The organism is Streptomyces smaragdinus, assembly GCF_009604385.1.
Taxonomy (GTDB): domain Bacteria; phylum Actinomycetota; class Actinomycetes; order Streptomycetales; family Streptomycetaceae; genus Streptomyces; species Streptomyces smaragdinus.
In genome coordinates, this window is record NZ_WEGJ01000044.1 from 1 (window position 1) to 17006 (window position 17006).

The window sequence follows — 17006 nt, forward strand, 5'->3', positions numbered from 1 at the left end:
CCCCGGCGAGAGGCTGCGCCTGCGCGTACTCGGCGCGGATCGCCATCAGACCGGGCATCTCGTGCTCGGCCAGCTCGATCTCCTTACGGCCGAAAGCCGCCAGGGAGAGGTCAGCCACCTTGTAGTCCATGCCGGTGGACGTGGTGGAGGTCGTCAACGCTGTCATTCCAGCTCCATGCGTGTCGGTCGGGTCGCTGAGCCGCTGCGACTCGCGGTGCGCGGTCGCGTCCGGGGCGAGGGACACGTGGTCACCCCGCCTGCGGCTCAGTCCGTCGGAGGCCCTCTCTCCCTCGCGCGGGCCTCTCGTGGGCCCGCCCGACCGCCATCAGCAGCGACGTCTGGCGTCTACGAATCTACCGCAGGCGGGCGGTTCTGTGAGGGGTGCCTCGAGGGATCGGCCGGCGGGTGGTGTCCGGGGTGCGGGCGGGGTGGGGCGCGTCGAGAATGGCCGGAGGGGTGGCTGATCCGATGAGTCCAGCTAGGAGCGACCCGTGACGAGTCCCGCCAGTTCCCCCGGCGCCCGGCAGCCGCGGCTTGTGGCGGTCACCGCCTGTCCGGCGGGTATCGCCCACACGTACATGGCGTACATGGCCGCCGAGAAGCTGGAGCAGGCGGCGCGGGCGGCGGGGTACACGATCAAGGTCGAGACGCAGGATTCCGTCGGGGCGGAGAACGTGCTGACGGAGGCGGACGTCGCGGGGGCGGACGCGGTGATCGTGGCGGCGGACACCGAGGTGGATCCGGGGCGGTTCCGGGGGAAGCCGCTGTTGGTCGCCGGGATCGGGGGCGGTATCTCGCACGCGGACGCGCTGGTGGCGCGGGCCGGGTCCGCGCCGGTGTACGAGGGGTACCCGGGGGCCGTGCACGACGCCCATCATCACGGCGGGATGACGGCGGTGGACGGGACGGGGACGACGATGCTGCGGGGGACGGCGCACACCGTGGACGCGGCGTCGGAGTCGGCGGAGGCGTACGAGGCGAAGGTGCGTCCGCCGGTGGCGGCGACCCGTACACCCCGTACACCGACCACCAAGCTCGTCACCGTCTCCCGGGGCGAGTCCGGGGAGATCAGCAGCATCCGGAAGCTGGGCGGTGGGCCGGTGTCCGCGCTCTCCGGGTATCTGACGGCTCGGACCGTACGGCGGGAGCTGGCCGCCGGGGAGCGGGACTCCGCGATCGGGGAGCTGGTGGAGCTGGTGGCCGGGACCGGGAAGGTCGTCGACCGGGACGCCCTGGTGAGCGCCGTGCTGGCGCGGGAGGCGCGGGGGGCGACGGGGCTGGGTGAGGAGGTCGCGATCCCGCACGCCGAGACGGACGCCGTCACGGAGCCGGTTGTGGCGTTCGCCCGGTCGGCGCGGGGTGTGGACTGGGGGGCGGTGGACGGCACGCCCGCCCGGCTGATCTTTCTGGTCTGTGTGCCGGAGGCGATGGCCGGGGACGAGCGTCTGCGGATCCTCGCCCGGCTCGCCCGCACGCTCGTGAACCCGGACTTCCGGGCCCGGCTGCGGGGGGCCGGGACGGACGAGGAGATCCTGCGGGTGCTCGCGGAGGTCGGGTGACGTACGGAGGGGGCCCGACGCCGGGCCCCCTCCGTCTCGTACTCAGCTCGCGGTACGCGCCCGCAGTATGTCGGGCTCGATGTAGATGAGGCGGGCGGCCGGTACGGCCGCGCGGACCCTGGCCTCCGCCTCGTCGATGGCGCGGGCGACGGAGGCCATCGTGTCCTCGCCGCCCAGCGCGATCTTCGCGGCGACGAGCAGCTCGTCGGGGCCGAGGTACATCGTCTTCATGTGGATGACCTCGTCGACGTCGGGGCCCTCCTCCAGCGCCTTGCGGATCACGTCGACGTCCGCGTCGCTCGCGCCCTCGCCGAGCAGCAGCGACTTCGTCTCGACGGCCAGTACGGCGGCGATGATCAGCAGCAGCACGCCGATGCACAGGGTGCCGATGCCGTCCCAGACGCCGTTGCCCGTGATGATCGCGATGCCGACGCCGAACAGGGCGAGGACGAGGCCGACCAGCGCGCCGAAGTCCTCGAGCAGGATGACGGGCAGCTCGGGCGCCTTGGCGCGGCGGATGAACTCCCACCAGCTCTGGTCGCCGCGGAGCTCGTTCGACTCCTTCACGGCCGTACGGAACGACATGCCCTCCGCGACGATCGCGAAGACCAGGACGGCCACCGGCCAGTACCAGTGGTCGATCTCGTGCGGGTCCTGGACCTTGTGGAAGCCCTCGTAGACGGCGAAGAGACCGCCGAGGGAGAACAGCACGATGGAGACGAGGAAGGCGTAGACGTACCGCTCGCGTCCGTAGCCGAACGGGTGCTCCTTCGTCGCGGCGCGCTGTGCCTTCTTCCCGCCGAGCAGCAGCAGGCCCTGGTTGCCGGAGTCGGCGAGCGAGTGGACACCCTCCGCCAGCATCGAGGACGAACCGCTGAAGGCCCATGCGATGAACTTCGCCGCCGCGATCGAGAGATTGGCGAGCAGTGCCGCCACGATCGCCTTTGTTCCGCCTCCTGCAGCCATCTGTGACTGACCTGTCCCTTCGTGGTCTCCCCGCGGGGCGCTCGCCCCGTTACGGCGGGGGCCATTGTGTCAGTAGGGCAAAGGAATGGTAATCCGACCCGCGTTCTCAGCCGCGGACGGTGGCCCGGAAGAGGGTGCCGGAGCCGGTGGCGCGGACCGGTGCTCCGGCTGCCGGGAGGAACGCCGATTCGCCGCGGCGCAGCGACAGATGCGTGCCGTCGGCGGACGTCAGTTCGGCGCTGCCGTCCGTGCACAGGACGATCTGCGGGCGGCCGGTGTCGAGGGTGCGGGCGGCGGCGTCCAGGTCGTGGCGGTGGAGGCGGAAGTCGTCCAGCGGGGTGTCGTACGCGCCGTCCGCCGGCGAGGCGTGGAGGACGTCGGTTTCGCCGGGGACGAAGCGTACGACGCGCAGCAGTTCGGGGACGTCGATGTGCTTGGGGGTGAAGCCGCAGCGCAGGACGTTGTCGGAGTTGGCCATGATCTCCACGCCGACGCCGTCGAGATACGCGTGCGGGACTCCGGCGCCCAGGTACATCGCCTCGCCGGGCTGCAGGCGGACGGGGTTCATCAGCATCCCGGCGAGGATGCCGGGGTCGCCGGGGTAGGTGCGGGCGACGGCGGCGTACATGGCGTAGTCGGCGGCGAAGGGGCCGTCGCCGGTGGCGAGTCCGGTGGCCGCCGCGACGGCCTCGCCGACGGTCGCGGCGATCGCTTCGCGGGGGGCGGTGAGGACGGCGGTGAACACCTCGCGCAGGGCGTCGGCCTCGGGCTTGGCGCGCAGGACGTCCACGTACGGGACGAGGCCGTCGACGTTCAGGCCCTCGAGCAGGTCGGCGGCCTGCGCGGGGGTGCGGAAGCCGCACAGGCCCTCGAAGAGGGTGAGGGCGCAGATCAGTTCGGGCTTGTGGTTGGTGTCCTTGTACATGCGCTCGGGGGCGTCGAGCGCGATGCCCGCCTCCTCCTCCGCGAGGAAGCCGGCCTTCGCCTGGTTCAGGTCGGGGTGGACCTGGAGGGACAGCGGTTCGGCGGCGGCCAGCACCTTGAACAGGAACGGCAGCCGGGGGCCGAAGCGGTCGGCGCAGGGGGCGCCCAGTTCGGCCACCGGGTCGGCGGCGATGACGTCGGCCAGCGAGACGGGTCCGGCGCCCCGGTCGATACGGGAGGGGGCGCCGGGGTGGGCGCCCATCCACAGTTCGGCCTGGGGGCCGCCGGTGGGCTCCTCGCCGAGGAGCCCGGGGATGGCGGTGGTGGAGCCCCAGGCGTAGGGGCGCACGGTGTTCGTCAGTCGGTCCATGGTCCGTCTCGTCGCTCGCGGAGGTCAGTGGTCGGACGATGCCAGGGAAAGGTAAACGGCGGTGAAATCCGCGAGGGCGATCAGTTCGGCGGCGATCTGCAGCGGGCCGCCCCCGGCGGGTTCGATCTCGCTCAGCGGGGTGCCGCGGCCGTGCGCCAGCGCGCGGGCGGCGGGGGCCGGGTTGGCGCCGGTGGGCTCGGCGTCGTGCAGCAGCACCACCCGGGGCAGCAGCGGCTCCGCTTCGTCCACCCGGTCGCGGAAGAAGTCGTCGGGGTCCTCGGCCTGGGGGCCGGCGAGCAGCGGGCCGTGGACCTGCAGGGCGTGCGGCAGGGCGGCGGCCAGCGCGGGGCGGCCGGCGACGGCGGTGAGGGTGGTGGCGAGATGGCGGGCGGTGGCGCCGGACAGCGGGCCCGTGGACCACAGCAGGGGAAGCGCCTCCGCCAGTTCGGTGGCCAGGGTCTTCGCCGGGTTGTCGTACGTCGCGGTGGCCGGCCCGCAGCGGGCGGCCACGGTGTCCAGCCGGTCGGCGATCTCCTCGAGGGCCTTGGGCGGGGCGGTGAGCAGGCCGAGGCGGTCGGTGAGGGCCAGCAGCGGCGTCATGATCGCCCAGAGGGTGCCGGGGGCCTCCGGTTCGGCGCCGGGCTCGGCGGTGGTGCGCTGGATCATGGGGAGGGTCATGCCGTGCGTCGTGCCGACGGTGTCCGTGAGGGAGGAGCCGGCGGGGGCGACGGCCACCACGGACATGCCGCGCCGGTACGCCTGCTCCACCAGGGCCTCGAGCCCCGGTTCGCGGCCGTAGCCGGTGACCGTCAGCAGCAGGTCCTGGGGGCCCGCCCAGCCCGGCAGGGTCCAGCGCAGGGCGGCCGGGTCGGCGTCCGCCCCGTACGCGTCCAGGGCCACGGCCTGGCAGGCGCCGCCCAGCAGGGCGCTCAGCAGATCCGCCGCGCAGTACGTGCTCGGGCAGGGGCCCGCCAGCAGCAGCGAGCGGGGGCGGCCGTCGGGGCGCAGCGCGGTCAGCCCCGATTCGGCGGCCGCCCGGGCCGCGGTACGGACGCGGGCGCCGGACTCGGCGACCGCGAGCAGCAGCCCGCGGCCGTCCGCGCGCGTGAGGGCGTCGGGGGTGTCGAGGAAGGCCTCGTCCAGCATCTCGCCGCGCACCCCTCGGGCTACTCGGGGCGGCGTGCTTCGTCGACGAGGAGGACGGGGATGCCGTCCTTCACGGGGTAGGCCAGGCCGCACGTGTCGCTGGTGCAGATCAGCTCCGTCGACGCGTCCTTCAGGGGGGCGTGACAGGCGGGGCAGGCGAGGATCTCGAGGAGACCGGCTTCAACGGGCGGCATGCGTGCGCCCCCTTCTCGGGGTGTGCGGATCGGGCGGATTCAGCTTACTGCGGGGGTGGCAGTGGGGCTCGGCGGGCGGAGGTCCGGCTGGGGGTCCGGGGGTTGTCACCCCGGGAGAACGCAGCGGCGCTCAGGCCCGTACGATCCCCAGCACCTCGTCCCGTACCGCCGCCACCGTCGCCTCGTCGCGTGCCTCCACGTTCAGCCGCAGCAGCGGTTCGGTGTTCGACGGGCGGAGGTTGAACCACCAGTCCCCCGCCGTCACCGTCAGCCCGTCCAGGGTGTCCAGCGTGACGCCCTCGCGGTCCTCGTACGCGGCGCGGACGGCCGCCGCGCGGGCCTGCTGGTCGTCGACCGTGGAGTTGATCTCGCCGGAGGCCGCGTAGCGGTCGTACGCCGCCGTGAGGCGCGACAGGGGGCCGTCCTGGCCGCCGAGGGCCGAAAGGACGTGCAGGGCCGCCAGCATGCCCGTATCGGCGTTCCAGAAGTCGCGGAAGTAGTAGTGCGCGGAGTGCTCGCCGCCGAAGATCGCGCCGGTGCGGGCCATCTCCTGCTTGATGAACGAGTGGCCGACGCGGGTACGGACCGGCTCGCCGCCGTTCTCCTTGACGACCTCGGGCACGGACCAGGAGGTGATCAGGTTGTGGATGACCGTCCCGTGGCCGCCGTTGCGGGCCAGCTCGCGGGCGGCGACCAGCGCGGTGATCGCGGACGGGGAGACCGGGTCGCCGTTCTCGTCGACGACGAAGCAGCGGTCGGCGTCGCCGTCGAAGGCCAGGCCCAGGTCGGCGCCCTCGGCGCGGACGCGCTCCTGGAGGTCGACGATGTTCCTGGGGTCGAGGGGGTTGGCCTCGTGGTTGGGGAAGGTGCCGTCGAGCTCGAAGTACATGGGCACCACGTCCAGCGGCAGCCCCTCGAAGACGGTCGGCACCGTGTGCCCGGCCATCCCGTTGCCCGCGTCGACGACGACCTTCAGCCGGCGGATGGACGTCAGGTCGACGAGCGACCGCAGATGCGCCGCGTAGTCCCCGAGCACGTCCCGCTCACCGACGCTCCCCTGCCGCGCGGCGGGAGCCGGTGCGCCGCCCGCGAGCCACTGCTCGACCAGCGTGCGGATCTCCGTCAGCCCGGAGTCCTGTCCGACCGGCGCGGCGCCGGCGCGGCACATCTTGATGCCGTTGTACCGGGCCGGGTTGTGGCTGGCGGTGAACATCGCGCCGGGCAGATCGAGGCTGCCGGAGGCGAAGTACAGCTCGTCGGTGGAGCACAGCCCGATGAGGGTCGCGTCCGCCCCGCATTCGGCGGCACCGCGCGCGAAGGCGGCGGCGAGGTCCGGGGAGGAGGGGCGCATGTCGTGTCCGACCACGATCGCGGAGGCGCCGGTGACCTCGGTGAACGCGGCGCCGAAGAGATGCGCGAGGTGTTCGTCGAGCTGGTCGGGGTACACCCCGCGTACGTCGTACGCCTTCACGATCTGCGACAGATCGGCCACTGCCCAGCCCTCCCGGACGTCGTCCCGCACACGGTTCGCACTCGATTCGCACAGTACGCGATGGTTCGGTCGCTCTGCGCTGCGGGGGTACGTCCCGGGTCAGGCGTCGGGGGCCCGCAGCACCCGCAGATGGGTGCGCCGGGCGACCTCCATCGGGTCCGCCTCGCGCGTGGAGGGCGTGACCGGCTCCTGGGGGGCCGGGCGCGGGCGGGCGGCCTCGCGGACGGCGTCGGCGAGGGCCTCGAGGTCGTCGCTGCTGTGCCGGGCGGGGCCGGGGGCGATCGCGAGCCGGACGACCTCCCAGCCGCGGGGGGCCGTGAGGCGCTCCGAGTGCTCCGTGCACAGGTCGTAGCAGTGCGGCTCGGCGTAGGTGGCGAGGGGCCCCAGCACGGCCGTGGAGTCCGCGTAAACATACGTCAGCGTGGCCACGGCAGGGCGGCCACAGGCAGTGCGCGAACAGCGGCGGACGGGGCTCACGACGTTGGACGGTACCGCACTCCTGAGCGGGCCGCGACGACTCTCCCGCGGCTCACCCGGTTGTGTCGGCACCCGGACGGGGTACGGGCGCCCCCTGCGTACGCCGGGTGACCTGGTGGTTCGTAACGGACAGCGAGCGGAATGGGGATGAAAGCTGTCACCAATCCCTACAAATGACGTCAATTGAACGAGTGAGTGCGGTCTACGGTCCGTATCGATCGATAACCAAAGCGCTGTCGTACGGTCATTCGGAGACATACGATCGCTTGACGCGGAGCTGCATGTCAGCGTCTCCGGCGGGCTACGCTCATGGTTGATGGAGCAGCAAGCCATGACCCCAGATCCGGCGCCGCCCGCGGGTGGTCCCGGTCCGCGCGCCCGGCGCCGGGACCGGCACGGCCGCGGTATGCGCGGTCCCGTCGCGCCCCCGCAGGTGCCGCTGTCCGTGAGTCGCGCGGAGCTGTTCATCGACCTGGTGAACGACTCGGCGCAGCGTCTCGAGCGCCGCTGGCCGCAGCTGGCGTCGGTGGAGTTCGGCGTGCTCGACGTGCCGGGCGACCCGGCGCTGCCGATCAGCCTGGCCGACGAGGACGGGGTGCCGCTGGGCACGCTGCTCTCCGGCAGCCGCAACGGGCTGCCGGACCGCATCGTCGTCTACCGCCGGCCGGTGGAGATCCGCGCCAAGGGCCGCGACGAGCGGGCGCAGCTGGTGCACGAGATCATCGTCGAGCAGGTCGCCGAACTCCTGGGCCTGGCCCCGGAGTCCGTCGATCCGCAGTACGGGCAGGACTAGTCGCCCACCAGCGAGATGTCCTGCCGCGTCTCGGGCACCGCCACGGTGGCGTGATCGTCCGGCAGGGTCTGGACGGTGAACATCGGTACGCCGTCCTTCTTCTGCTGCAGCATCCGCGCCGCGTACAGCTCGCCGCCCTCGACCTTCTCGACGGTGAACGCGAAGCGGCTGCCCGTCAGCTTGCCCTCGGGCAGCGGGAGTTCGGTCAGGGTGAGCGTCGTACCGGACTTGACGGTGTACGTCTTCTCCGCCGCCGTACCGCCCTTGCTGCCGGCCGACGAGGTCACCTTGACCTGCACCGCCTCGTCCGGCGCGACGAGGGACAGCGTCGTCACCTCGTCCTTCTCGGCCGCCGCCCAGCTGCCCGCCGCCGTCGCCCGCTCGCCGATGCCCTCGGTCGCGGGGATGAACGCCGTCTCCGCGCTGTCGCCCTTGCCCCGGGTGACGCGCAGTCCGGCGACGACGGGGGCCTCGGTGCCCTCGGCGGGGGTGAGGATCAGGGAGCCGCCCTCGCCGGCGGTCAGGCCCTCGAAGTCGGCGGACGCCGTCATCCCGCTCTTGACGGTCAGCGACTCGTTCCCGGCGGGCGTGATCTGGCCGGTGGGCCCGGAGTAGCGGATGCCGAGCTCCGCGTCCGCGTCGCCGGGGGCGAAGGCCACCAGACGGACCGAGGTGGCGTCCTTGGGGATGCCGGGCAGGACGAGGCGCGGCGCCGGGTCGGCGGCGGGCTGGATCCAGTCGCCGCCCAGCTTGTCGTCGGCGGCCAGGACGGCGGCGCCCACCCGGCCGGAGCGGGCGGTGACGCGCAGGGTCAGGATGTCGGTCGGTTCCTCGGTGAGCGTGGACAGCAGCACGGAGGTGGAGCCGTGGGCGGGGACGGGGATGTCGTCGCCGTCCTCGTTGCGGATGAGGCCCTCCTTGCCGTACAGGGCCACGTCGACGACGGCCTGGGTGTCGTCGGGGTTGGTCAGGTAGACGTAGTCCTGCCGGTCCTTGTTCGTGCTGACGCCGGGGAACCAGAACTCCGTGTCCGGCGCGGTGCACCGGGCGCCGAGGATGCCGCGGCCGGCGCCCGCGTCGACCACGGTCGTCTGCTGGACGGTGAAGCCGGGCGCCAGGCCGTCGTGGGCGTCGGCGATCAGGGCGGGGGCGTCGGTCTTGCTGGTCGTGGCCGTGACGGGCTTTCCCGGCTTGGTCGGTTCGGCGACGGGCTTCTCGTCCTTCGCCTTGGCCTTGTCCTTGTCTTTGGTGTCCGTGCTCGTCGCGTCCGTGCCGTCCGCCGCCGTGAGCCGCGCCGTGCCCTTGCCGGCGTCCTGGCCGTCCGGGGTGAGGGCGGTGTACGTGGTGGAGGCGATCTCCGACGGGCCCGGGGAGGGGCACATCAGCGTGGTCCGCTCAACGGGCAGCCGGGCGGCGGCCACGGGGGCCGCGTCGTCCGTCGTGCCGTCGGGGACGGTCAGCGTGGCGACGCCGGTGACGGCCGCGAGGGCCGCCGCGGTGACGGCGAGGGAGAGGGTCGTGCGGTTCACTGGTGCTCGCTCCCGTCGCCGCGCTGCTGCGGCCGATCGCCGAAGGCCTGGAAGGTGTCGGTCGCGGCCGGCTCGGGCTGCGGCTCGTATCCCGTCTCGTACTCGCCGCTGTGGCCGTACGCGCCGTTCTGGTCGTACGACGCGCTGTTGTACGTGTCGTAGCCGCCGGTGTACTGCTGCTGGTCGCCGTACTGCTGCTGCGGCGGGTAACCGGCCGTCTCCCACTCGCCGTAGTTCTGCTGGTGCGGGACAGCCGCGTACGGGTCGGCCCCCACCGGCGCGTACGGCTCGGGCTCGGGCTCCGGGGCGGCCTCCGTCTGCGGTGCCTGCTCGGCCTGTGCCGCCTCCGCCGCGGCGCGCAGCCGGCGGGCGCGGCGGCCCTCGCCCTCGACGGGCTGCGGGGAGACGTCCGGGGGCAGCTCCCCGGCCGGTACGGCGTCGGGCAGGTCGTCGTCGATCTCGCGGCGCCGCCCGGGCAGGGCCATCACCACGACCACCAGCAGCAGCGCGGCCTGCGCCAGCACCCACGCGGTGTGGGTGAACGCCGTCGCGTGCCGTACGGTCAGCCGGCCGCCCTCCGCGGGCAGCTCGAAGCCCTGCGCCCAGCCGTCGACCTTCGTCGGGGTGAGCGCCGTCCCGTCCAGCGCCGCCTGCCAGCCCCCGTCGTACGCGTCGGCGAGCCGCAGCACCCGGCCCGCGGGCCCGGCCGCGATGTCCGTGCCGACCCCGACGGGGCCGGCGGGCACCAGCACGGGCTCCGGCGACTTCTCGTCGCGGATGGTCACCCGGGCCACGGGCCGGTCGACACGCCACAGCGCGCCGCCCTTCTGCTCGCTCAGGTGCGTGATGCCGGGCGTCGAGTCGAGCACCCGGCCCATCTGGCGGGCGGCGGGCGCCCCGTTGCGTACGAGGACGTAGCGCACCGCGAACCCGCTGAGCCCGGCCGTCTGGTCCGCGCCGGACCCGGCGACCAGGCCGGCCACCACGGCGTCCAGCTGCGCGCTCGTGGGTCCGCTGTCCGCCAGCTCCGCGTCGCCGAGCTCGGCCCCGGCGCCGCGCACCAGGGCGTACGTGACCTCTCCCGCCGTGCCGCCGAGCACGAGGGTGCGGGGCTGGTCGGTGGTGCCGGACTCCTCCGCGACGAACGCCGGGACCTGCACCGGGTCGGTGCGCTCCAGCGGTCCGTCGGCGCCGCGCCACATCCAGCCGACGGCCAGCAGCAGCGGTCCGACGCCGCACGCGGCGGCGACGAGGACGGCGACGGGCTGGCGCCAGCCGAAGCTCTGCTCGGCGACGCGGTGGCGGGCGCCGTCGGCGCCGAGGACGGCGGCGGACAGCAGCGCGAGGCCGTAGACGAGGGTGGCGGGGCCGGCCCAGTCGTCGGCGGACAGCGCGGCGAACAGGAATCCCGTCAGGGCCACACCCCACGCGGCGCGGATCGGCAGCGCGCGGTCGGCCCGCAGCAGCGCCGCCAGACCGGCGACGACGATCCCGGCGAGCAGGAAGCCCGCGGAGGCGTTGCGCCCGCCGGGGCTGAGCATGAGAAGGTCCAGCGCGGAGACGGCGGGCGTCCCGAAGTCCATCCCGGCCTCGGCGAGGAACCGGCCGGGCGAGGTCAGCAGGTCCAGCGACCAGGGCGCCAGCACCACCATCGGCGTCACCAGCACCGCCAGCTGCCGCAGCGCCACCACGCCGACCAGCCCGCGCCCGGTGGCCGCCCGGAACGCCAGCAGGGCGACGGCCAGCACCAGGGCGATCGGCCACACGATCGGGGTGAACGCGGTGGCGATCGTCAGCATCAGCGCGTACGCCCACGCCGGACGCCAGCCCGGCCGGCCCGTCAGCCCGCTCGCGGAGATCGCGGCGCGGGCGATGAGGGGCAGCAGGATCGCCAGCACACAGGTGCCGATGCGGCCCGCGGCGAGCGCGCCGGTGGCGGCGGGCAGGAACGCGTACACGACGCTGCCCCAGGCCCGCAGCAGCCGGGAGGGGACGAGCGGACGGGACGCGAAGTACGCGGTGAAGCCGGCCAGCGGCACCGAGCAGACCAGCAGCACGGTGAGCGCGGTGGTCGTGGAGCCCAGCAGCAGCGACGAGAGCCCGGCGACGACGGCGAGATACGGCGGCGCGCTCTGCGTACCGCCGATGCCCGTGGGATGCCAGCCGTTGAGATAACGCCCCCACAGATCGCCGACGTCGGCGGGCGCGGGCAGCATGGCGCCGCCCGTCAGCGAACCGCCCCCGAGCAGACCGCGGCAGGCGATGAGGGAGACGACCAGCAGCAGGAGAAAGAGGACCGGGCCGGGGCGGCGGGCGATGGCCTTCAGCCGCGAGAACTGCTCGATCTCCAGATAGTCGGCGTCGTCCCCGCCGGGCCCCGACTCGACCGCGCCGTGCCGGCCGCCGCCGGACAGCTCGGGCTCGGAACGCCCGGAGAAGTTGCTGGTGACCTGCTCGAACGTGGCGCGGATCGTCGCACCGCGGCCGGGAAAGAGGGGCTTGAGCTCCGCCGGGTCGACGGTCCCCCGCCCGCGCCTGCGCCGGGCCGCCAGCACCCGGAACGGGTTGAGCACGACCTGCGTCAGACCGGTGATCTCGTCCAGCGCCTGACCGGGAACCTTGCCGACGAGATACGCGAGGGTACGCAGCAGCGTGCCGAGCACCAGCCGGAACGAGATCCACGGCAGCGCGGCACCGCGGGCGTTGGCCAGCAGCGTGTACGCGGCGCCCGCCTTGTCCACCCGGTGCGGGCTCGCCTTACCGCGGCCGGCGCAGTCGATGGAGCGGCGCTCACGGGCGGCGGCCTCGGCGTGGTGCATGACGGCGTCGGTGGCGATCAGCACCCGGTAACCGGCCTTGCGCACCCGCCAGCACAGGTCGACGTCGTCGCGCATCAGCGGCAGCTTCGGGTCGAAGCCGCCCAGCTGATCGAAGACGTCGCGGCGGATCAGCATCCCGGCGGTCGACACGGACAGCACGTCACGGGTGCCGTCGTGCTGCCCCTGGTCCTGCTCGCGGCGGTCCAGGCCGGTCCAGCGGCGGCCGCTCGCGGCGATGGAGACACCGGTCTCCAGCAGCTGGCGCCTGTCGTACCAGCCGCGCAGCTTGGGGCCGACGACGACGGCGTCCTCGTTCGCGTCGGCGGCGCGCAGCAGCGCGGCGAGGGCGCCCGGGTCGGGCGCGGAGTCGTCGTGCAGCAGCCACAGCCACTGCACGGGCTCGCCGTGGGGCAGCTCCGGCATGTCGTACGCGTCGTCCCGCCACTGGCGGCTCACGGGGTCCCAGCCGCTGGGGCGGCGCAGATACGGGAGGTCGTCCGGCGTCAGCACACCGGCGGTGCGGGCGGCCTCCGCGACGGCGGTGCCGAAGCCGGTGCGGCGGGCGAGGTGGGTGACGTGGTCGGCGCCGAGGGCTTCGCCGAGGAGGCCGGCGCAGTCGTCGGCGCTGCCGGTGTCGGCGGCCATGACGTTCTGCGGTCTGCGGGTTTGTGTGCGCAGGCCTTCCAGCACCTTGGGCAGCCAGCGGGCGCCGTCGTGGGTTACGAGGACGGCGGTCACCACGTGGGCCGGGAGTTCCGGCTCGGGCTCGTTTTCTGGGGCGGCGTAGCTGGACATCGGGGCCCACACTAACGGCCTGGGGCCGGTGGGGGTGATGGGCTCCCGTTGGGGGGTGGGGGTTTGGGGTGGTACGCCTGGTCAGGGTTCCGGACGTATTTTTCGGCTGCGCCGGGCGTACGTGCTGGTGACGTCCGGCGCGGATGGCTGCGGTCCGCTGTGCCCACCCTCCCCCAAGCTCTCGGCTTCGCTCGAGCAGGGGGTGCCCCCATCGCCGTCCGGGGCACGGACCCCCGCGTTGCGGTTAGAGCGCCGCCTTCTTCAGGCGCCGGCGTTCGCGTTCCGAGAGGCCGCCCCAGATGCCGAAGCGTTCGTCGTTCGCCAGGGCGTACTCGAGGCATTCGGAGCGGACCTCGCAGGCGAGGCAGACCTTCTTCGCTTCCCGTGTGGAACCGCCCTTTTCCGGGAAGAAGGACTCGGGGTCGGTCTGGGCGCACAGCGCCCGCTCCTGCCAGCCGAGCTCCTCGTCCGCCTCTTCGACCAACACCTGCTCGAACAGCTCGGTCATGTGCGCCCCTCGTCGGTCTTTGCTACCCCGTGACGTCTTCGTTACCAAATGGCCTGAACGACACGAGTGAAATTACAAGTGCGGCGCTCGCCGCGGGTCAAGCCGCGATCTGCTATTGGGCCTCTTATTCACCCTGCAGAACCAAGCCCTCCGAGAAAGTGTTCATATCAGCCGAAACCATGACACCTTCATAGCCCTCCCCTCGAACGGCACCCCACAGAGGAAGAGACGAACGAACGGATCAAGCCGTTTCCGGCCGCCCGCCGATGCGACCTTGATCACGATGGGATCACAGAACGGCAACGGCGTTTGGCGTCGCGGATGATGCGCCACCTGTCCGTACAACGCGCTGACAAAACCTTTCGCCTCGCCCTACCCCCCCAACGGATGAAAGATTTCGGACAATCGCGGCATGAGATTGACAAGCCCCTGTCGGGCCCGCTGTCCTTGACGACATGTCCCGTCTGTGTTGCCGCTGTCAGTGCTGTCGTAGCTCCCGCTGAGCTCCAGCACCCCCGGGCGCGCCCCGAGTCGCGCGCCATCCCCGACAGCAGACGGCACCAGGCCAAGGACCCCTTCCCTGATGTACAGCTACGCGCAGCTCACCGACATCCAGATCGGCGGCGACCCGCTCGCCTGCCCCCATCTGCGCCCGCCCGCCCCCGTGCATCCGTCGACGGTCGCCGAGTTCGCCGGGCTCGCCCGGCGGATCGCCGAGGACCGCGCCGGCTGGGCGCCGCTGGTGCGGTACGACGCCGCCAGCCGCTGGTACCACCGGCTGCGTACGGGCCCGGGCTACGAGGTGTGGCTGCTGAGCTGGCTCCCCGGGCAGGGCAGTGGGGCGCACGACCACGGCCCGTCGTCCGGCGTGTACGCCGTCCTGGAGGGGGAGCTGACCGAGCATACGAGCGCGGGCCGGCGCTCTCTCGCGCCCGGCGCGCGGCATGTGTTCGCGCCGGGGTACGCCCACGAGGTCGTGAACGACCAGCTGAGCCCGGCGGTGAGCCTGCACGTGTACTTCCCCGGGCTCACCGAGATGCCGATGCGCGTACAGCAGTGCGCCGCCGGACTCCCCCTGACCTGACCACCGCACCCGGAGGTGACACACCGGGCTGCAAGACTGTCCCTCATGCGACGCATTGTGGTTCTGGCGGGCGGTATCGGTGGCGCCCGGTTTCTGCGCGGTCTGAAGCAGGCCGCCCCCGACGCGGAGATCACCGTCATCGGCAACACCGGTGACGACATCCATCTCCACGGCCTCAAGGTCTGCCCCGACCTCGACACGGTGATGTACACCCTGGGCGGCGGCATCCACGAGGAGCAGGGGTGGGGCCGGGCGGACGAGACGTACGCGGTGAAGGAGGAGCTCGCCGCGTACGGGGTCGGGCCGGAGTGGTTCGGGCTCGGCGACCGGGACTTCGCGACGCACATCGTGCGTACGCAGATGATCGCCGCCGGCTTCCCGCTGAGCGCGGTGACGGAGGCCCTGTGCGACCGGTGGCGGCCGGGGGTGCGGCTGCTGCCGATGACCGACGACCGGGTCGAGACGCATGTGCTGGTGGAGCTGCCGGACGGGGAGCGCAAGGCCATCCACTTCCAGGAGTACTGGGTACGCCACCGCGCCGGCCTCCCGGCGCACGCGATCATCCCCGTCGGCGCCGACTCGGCGAAGCCCGCGCCCGGGGTGCTGCAGGCCATCGCGGACGCGGACGTCATCCTCTTCCCGCCGTCCAACCCGGTGGTGAGCATCGGCACGATCCTGGCCGTGCCCGGCATCCGGGAGGCGATCGCCGAGGCCGGGGTGCCGGTGGTGGGGCTGTCGCCCATCGTGGGCGGGTCGCCGGTGCGGGGTATGGCGGACAAGGTGCTGGCGGCGGTCGGGGTGGAGTCCACCGCGGCGGCCGTGGCGCTGCACTACGGGTCGGGGCTGATCGACGGCTGGCTGGTCGACGAGGTCGACGGCGGGCATGTGGACGCGGTGGAGGAGGCCGGCATCCGCTGCCGGGCCGTCCCGCTGATGATGAGCGACCGGGACGCCGCCGCCGCGATGGCGGCCGAGGCGCTGTCGCTGGCCGGGGAGGTCCGCGCGTGACGGCGCCCGCGTACCGGGTGTGGGCGCTGCCCGGCATCCCCGAGGTGCGGCCCGGCGACGATCTGGTCAAGCTCATCGCGGGGGCCGGGCCGGAGCTGGCGGACGGTGACGTCGTGGTCGTGACGTCGAAGATCGTGAGCAAGGCGGAGGGCCGGATCGTCCGGGCCGCGGACCGGGAGGCCGCGATCGACGCCGAGGCGGTACGGGTCGTGGCGCGCCGGGGGCCGACGCGGATCGTCCAGACGCGGCTGGGGCTAGTGATGGCGGCGGCCGGGGTCGACGCGTCCAACACGGAGCCCGGCACGGTGCTGCTGCTCCCCGAGGACCCCGACGCCTCCGCCCGCGCGCTGCGCGCCGGGCTGCGCGAGGTGCTGGGGGTGGACGTGGGCGTGATCATCACGGACACCTTCGGCCGGCCCTGGCGCTCCGGGCTGACGGACGTCGGCATCGGCGCCGCGGGGGTGCGGGTGCTGGACGACCTGCGCGGTTCCACGGATTCGCACGGCAACCCGCTCGGGGTGACGGTGGTCGCCACCGCCGACGAGCTGGCGGCGGCCGGTGACCTGGTGAAGGGCAAGGCGGGCGGGCTGCCGGTCGCGGTCGTACGCGGGCTGGCGCACGTCGTGACCCCGGAGGACGGCGCGGGGGCGCGGGCGCTGGTGCGGGAGGCGGCGCAGGACATGTTCCGGCTGGGCACCTCGGAGGCGATCCGGGAGGCGGTGACGCAGCGGCGGACGGTACGGGAGTTCACGGCGGCTCCGGTGGACGGCGCGGCGGTCCGGCGGGCGGTGGCCGCGGCGGTGACGGCGCCGGCGCCGCATCACACGACGCCGTGGCGGTTCGTGCTGCTGGAGTCCGCGGAGGTCCGGGTGCGGCTGCTGGACGCGATGCGGGAGGCGTGGATCCGGGATCTGCGGGAGCTGTCGGGATTCTCGGAGGCGTCGATCGCCAAGCGGGTCAAGCGCGGCGACGTCCTGTACCGGGCCCCGTATCTGGTGGTCCCGTGCCTGGAGACGTCCGGCGCCCACACGTACCCCGACGCGGGCCGCAACGCGGCGGAGCGCGAGATGTTCGTCGTCGCGATGGGCGCGGGGGTCCAGAACTTCCTGGTCGCGCTGGCGGCTGAGGGGCTGGGGTCGGCGTGGGTGTCGTCGACGATGTTCTGCCGGGACGTCGTCCGGGAGGTCCTGGACCTGCCGGCGGGCTGGGACCCGATGGGCACGGTCGCCGTCGGTCACGCGGCGGCTCCCCCGCGGGCGCGGGCGGGGCGGGGGGTGGAGGGGTTTGTGGAGGTCAGGTAGGCAGGGGCTCACAACGACCGCATCCGTTGGATCATCCGATC

15 protein-coding genes are annotated in these 17006 nt (G+C 73.3%); 5 read left to right on the plus strand and 10 right to left on the minus strand.

Annotated features, from left to right (window positions below; all coding sequences use genetic code 11):
• The coding region (locus tag SRB5_RS31265; protein WP_194293084.1) for an adenosylhomocysteinase at positions 1-166 on the minus strand (166 nt) is incomplete at its 3' end.
• Between the two features lie 325 nt (positions 167-491).
• Here SRB5_RS31265 and SRB5_RS37640 point away from each other — a divergent pair.
• Positions 492-1559 (plus strand): fructose PTS transporter subunit IIA, encoded by a 1068-nt coding sequence (locus tag SRB5_RS37640; RefSeq protein ID WP_323378785.1) that lies wholly within the window; start codon positions 492-494, stop codon positions 1557-1559.
• Between the two features lie 42 nt (positions 1560-1601).
• Here the strand turns inward: SRB5_RS37640 and SRB5_RS31275 are convergent, their stop codons facing one another.
• The 6 genes from SRB5_RS31275 to SRB5_RS31300 form a co-directional block, all read right to left on the minus strand.
• Positions 1602-2525: a cation diffusion facilitator family transporter gene (locus tag SRB5_RS31275; RefSeq protein WP_153456849.1), complete on the minus strand. Its 924-nt coding sequence runs from the start codon at positions 2523-2525 to the stop codon at positions 1602-1604.
• A gap of 106 nt (positions 2526-2631) precedes the next feature.
• A complete protein-coding gene (gene manA, locus SRB5_RS31280) occupies positions 2632-3819 on the minus strand; it encodes a mannose-6-phosphate isomerase, class I (RefSeq protein WP_153456850.1) in 1188 nt (395 codons plus the stop codon).
• A gap of 24 nt (positions 3820-3843) precedes the next feature.
• On the minus strand, positions 3844-4965 hold the full coding sequence (locus SRB5_RS31285; RefSeq protein ID WP_153456851.1) for an SIS domain-containing protein: 1122 nt from the start codon (positions 4963-4965) through the stop codon (positions 3844-3846).
• 20 nt (positions 4966-4985) lie between these two features.
• The gene (locus SRB5_RS31290; RefSeq protein ID WP_153456852.1) at positions 4986-5159 is read right to left on the minus strand and encodes a Trm112 family protein; all 174 of its coding nucleotides are present in this window, start codon (positions 5157-5159) and stop codon (positions 4986-4988) included.
• Positions 5160-5289: 130 nt separating this feature from the next.
• Positions 5290-6681, minus strand: a complete 1392-nt coding sequence (locus SRB5_RS31295; RefSeq protein ID WP_323378786.1) for a phosphomannomutase/phosphoglucomutase — start codon at positions 6679-6681, stop codon at positions 5290-5292.
• 69 nt (positions 6682-6750) lie between these two features.
• Positions 6751-7200: a DUF3499 domain-containing protein gene (locus SRB5_RS31300; protein ID WP_323378787.1), complete on the minus strand. Its 450-nt coding sequence runs from the start codon at positions 7198-7200 to the stop codon at positions 6751-6753.
• Between the two features lie 244 nt (positions 7201-7444).
• Between SRB5_RS31300 and SRB5_RS31305 the strand changes: the two genes are divergently transcribed.
• Positions 7445-7921 carry a metallopeptidase family protein gene (locus tag SRB5_RS31305; protein WP_228390586.1) on the plus strand — a complete coding sequence of 159 codons (477 nt, stop codon included), beginning with the start codon at positions 7445-7447 and terminating at the stop codon, positions 7919-7921.
• Here the strand turns inward: SRB5_RS31305 and SRB5_RS31310 are convergent.
• The 3 genes from SRB5_RS31310 to SRB5_RS31320 form a co-directional block, all read right to left on the minus strand.
• The gene (locus SRB5_RS31310; RefSeq protein ID WP_153456855.1) at positions 7918-9450 is read right to left on the minus strand and encodes a DUF5719 family protein; all 1533 of its coding nucleotides are present in this window, start codon (positions 9448-9450) and stop codon (positions 7918-7920) included. The two genes, SRB5_RS31305 and SRB5_RS31310, sit on opposite strands and share 4 nt — an antisense overlap.
• The gene (locus SRB5_RS31315; protein WP_153456856.1) at positions 9447-13064 is read right to left on the minus strand and encodes a glycosyltransferase; all 3618 of its coding nucleotides are present in this window, start codon (positions 13062-13064) and stop codon (positions 9447-9449) included. The genes SRB5_RS31310 and SRB5_RS31315 overlap by 4 nt, the downstream gene beginning before the upstream one ends.
• 244 nt (positions 13065-13308) lie before the next feature.
• A complete protein-coding gene (locus SRB5_RS31320) occupies positions 13309-13572 on the minus strand; it encodes a WhiB family transcriptional regulator (RefSeq protein ID WP_153456857.1) in 264 nt (87 codons plus the stop codon).
• A 583-nt stretch (positions 13573-14155) separates the two neighbouring features.
• On the opposite strand from SRB5_RS31320, the gene SRB5_RS31325 reads away from it, so the two are divergent.
• From SRB5_RS31325 to SRB5_RS31335, 3 genes are read left to right on the plus strand one after another with little or no spacing between them, the layout of a single operon-like run.
• Positions 14156-14656, plus strand: a complete 501-nt coding sequence (locus tag SRB5_RS31325; RefSeq protein ID WP_153456858.1) for a cysteine dioxygenase — start codon at positions 14156-14158, stop codon at positions 14654-14656.
• 45 nt (positions 14657-14701) lie between these two features.
• Entirely contained in the window at positions 14702-15664 is a 963-nt protein-coding gene (cofD, locus tag SRB5_RS31330) for a 2-phospho-L-lactate transferase (RefSeq protein WP_153456859.1), read from the plus strand.
• The gene (locus tag SRB5_RS31335) at positions 15661-16965 is read left to right on the plus strand and encodes a coenzyme F420-0:L-glutamate ligase (RefSeq protein ID WP_323378789.1); all 1305 of its coding nucleotides are present in this window, start codon (positions 15661-15663) and stop codon (positions 16963-16965) included. Before cofD ends, SRB5_RS31335 begins: the two co-directional genes overlap by 4 nt.
• Positions 16966-17006: the final 41 nt, after the last annotated feature.

Bases quoted from the DNA above. Each gene is read 5' to 3' on its own strand.
- SRB5_RS31320 (WP_153456857.1), bottom strand. From the start codon at position 13,572: ATGACCGAGCTGTTCGAGCAGGTGTTGGTCGAAGAGGCGGACGAGGAG.
- SRB5_RS31315 (WP_153456856.1), bottom strand. From the start codon at position 13,064: ATGTCCAGCTACGCCGCCCCAGAAAACGAGCCCGAGCCGGAACTCCCG.
- cofD (WP_153456859.1), top strand. From the start codon at position 14,702: ATGCGACGCATTGTGGTTCTGGCGGGCGGTATCGGTGGCGCCCGGTTT.
- manA (WP_153456850.1), bottom strand. From the start codon at position 3,819: ATGGACCGACTGACGAACACCGTGCGCCCCTACGCCTGGGGCTCCACC.
- SRB5_RS31275 (WP_153456849.1), bottom strand. From the start codon at position 2,525: ATGGCTGCAGGAGGCGGAACAAAGGCGATCGTGGCGGCACTGCTCGCC.
- SRB5_RS31290 (WP_153456852.1), bottom strand. From the start codon at position 5,159: ATGCCGCCCGTTGAAGCCGGTCTCCTCGAGATCCTCGCCTGCCCCGCC.
- SRB5_RS31285 (WP_153456851.1), bottom strand. From the start codon at position 4,965: ATGCTGGACGAGGCCTTCCTCGACACCCCCGACGCCCTCACGCGCGCG.
- SRB5_RS31305 (WP_228390586.1), top strand. From the start codon at position 7,445: ATGGAGCAGCAAGCCATGACCCCAGATCCGGCGCCGCCCGCGGGTGGT.
- SRB5_RS31325 (WP_153456858.1), top strand. From the start codon at position 14,156: ATGTACAGCTACGCGCAGCTCACCGACATCCAGATCGGCGGCGACCCG.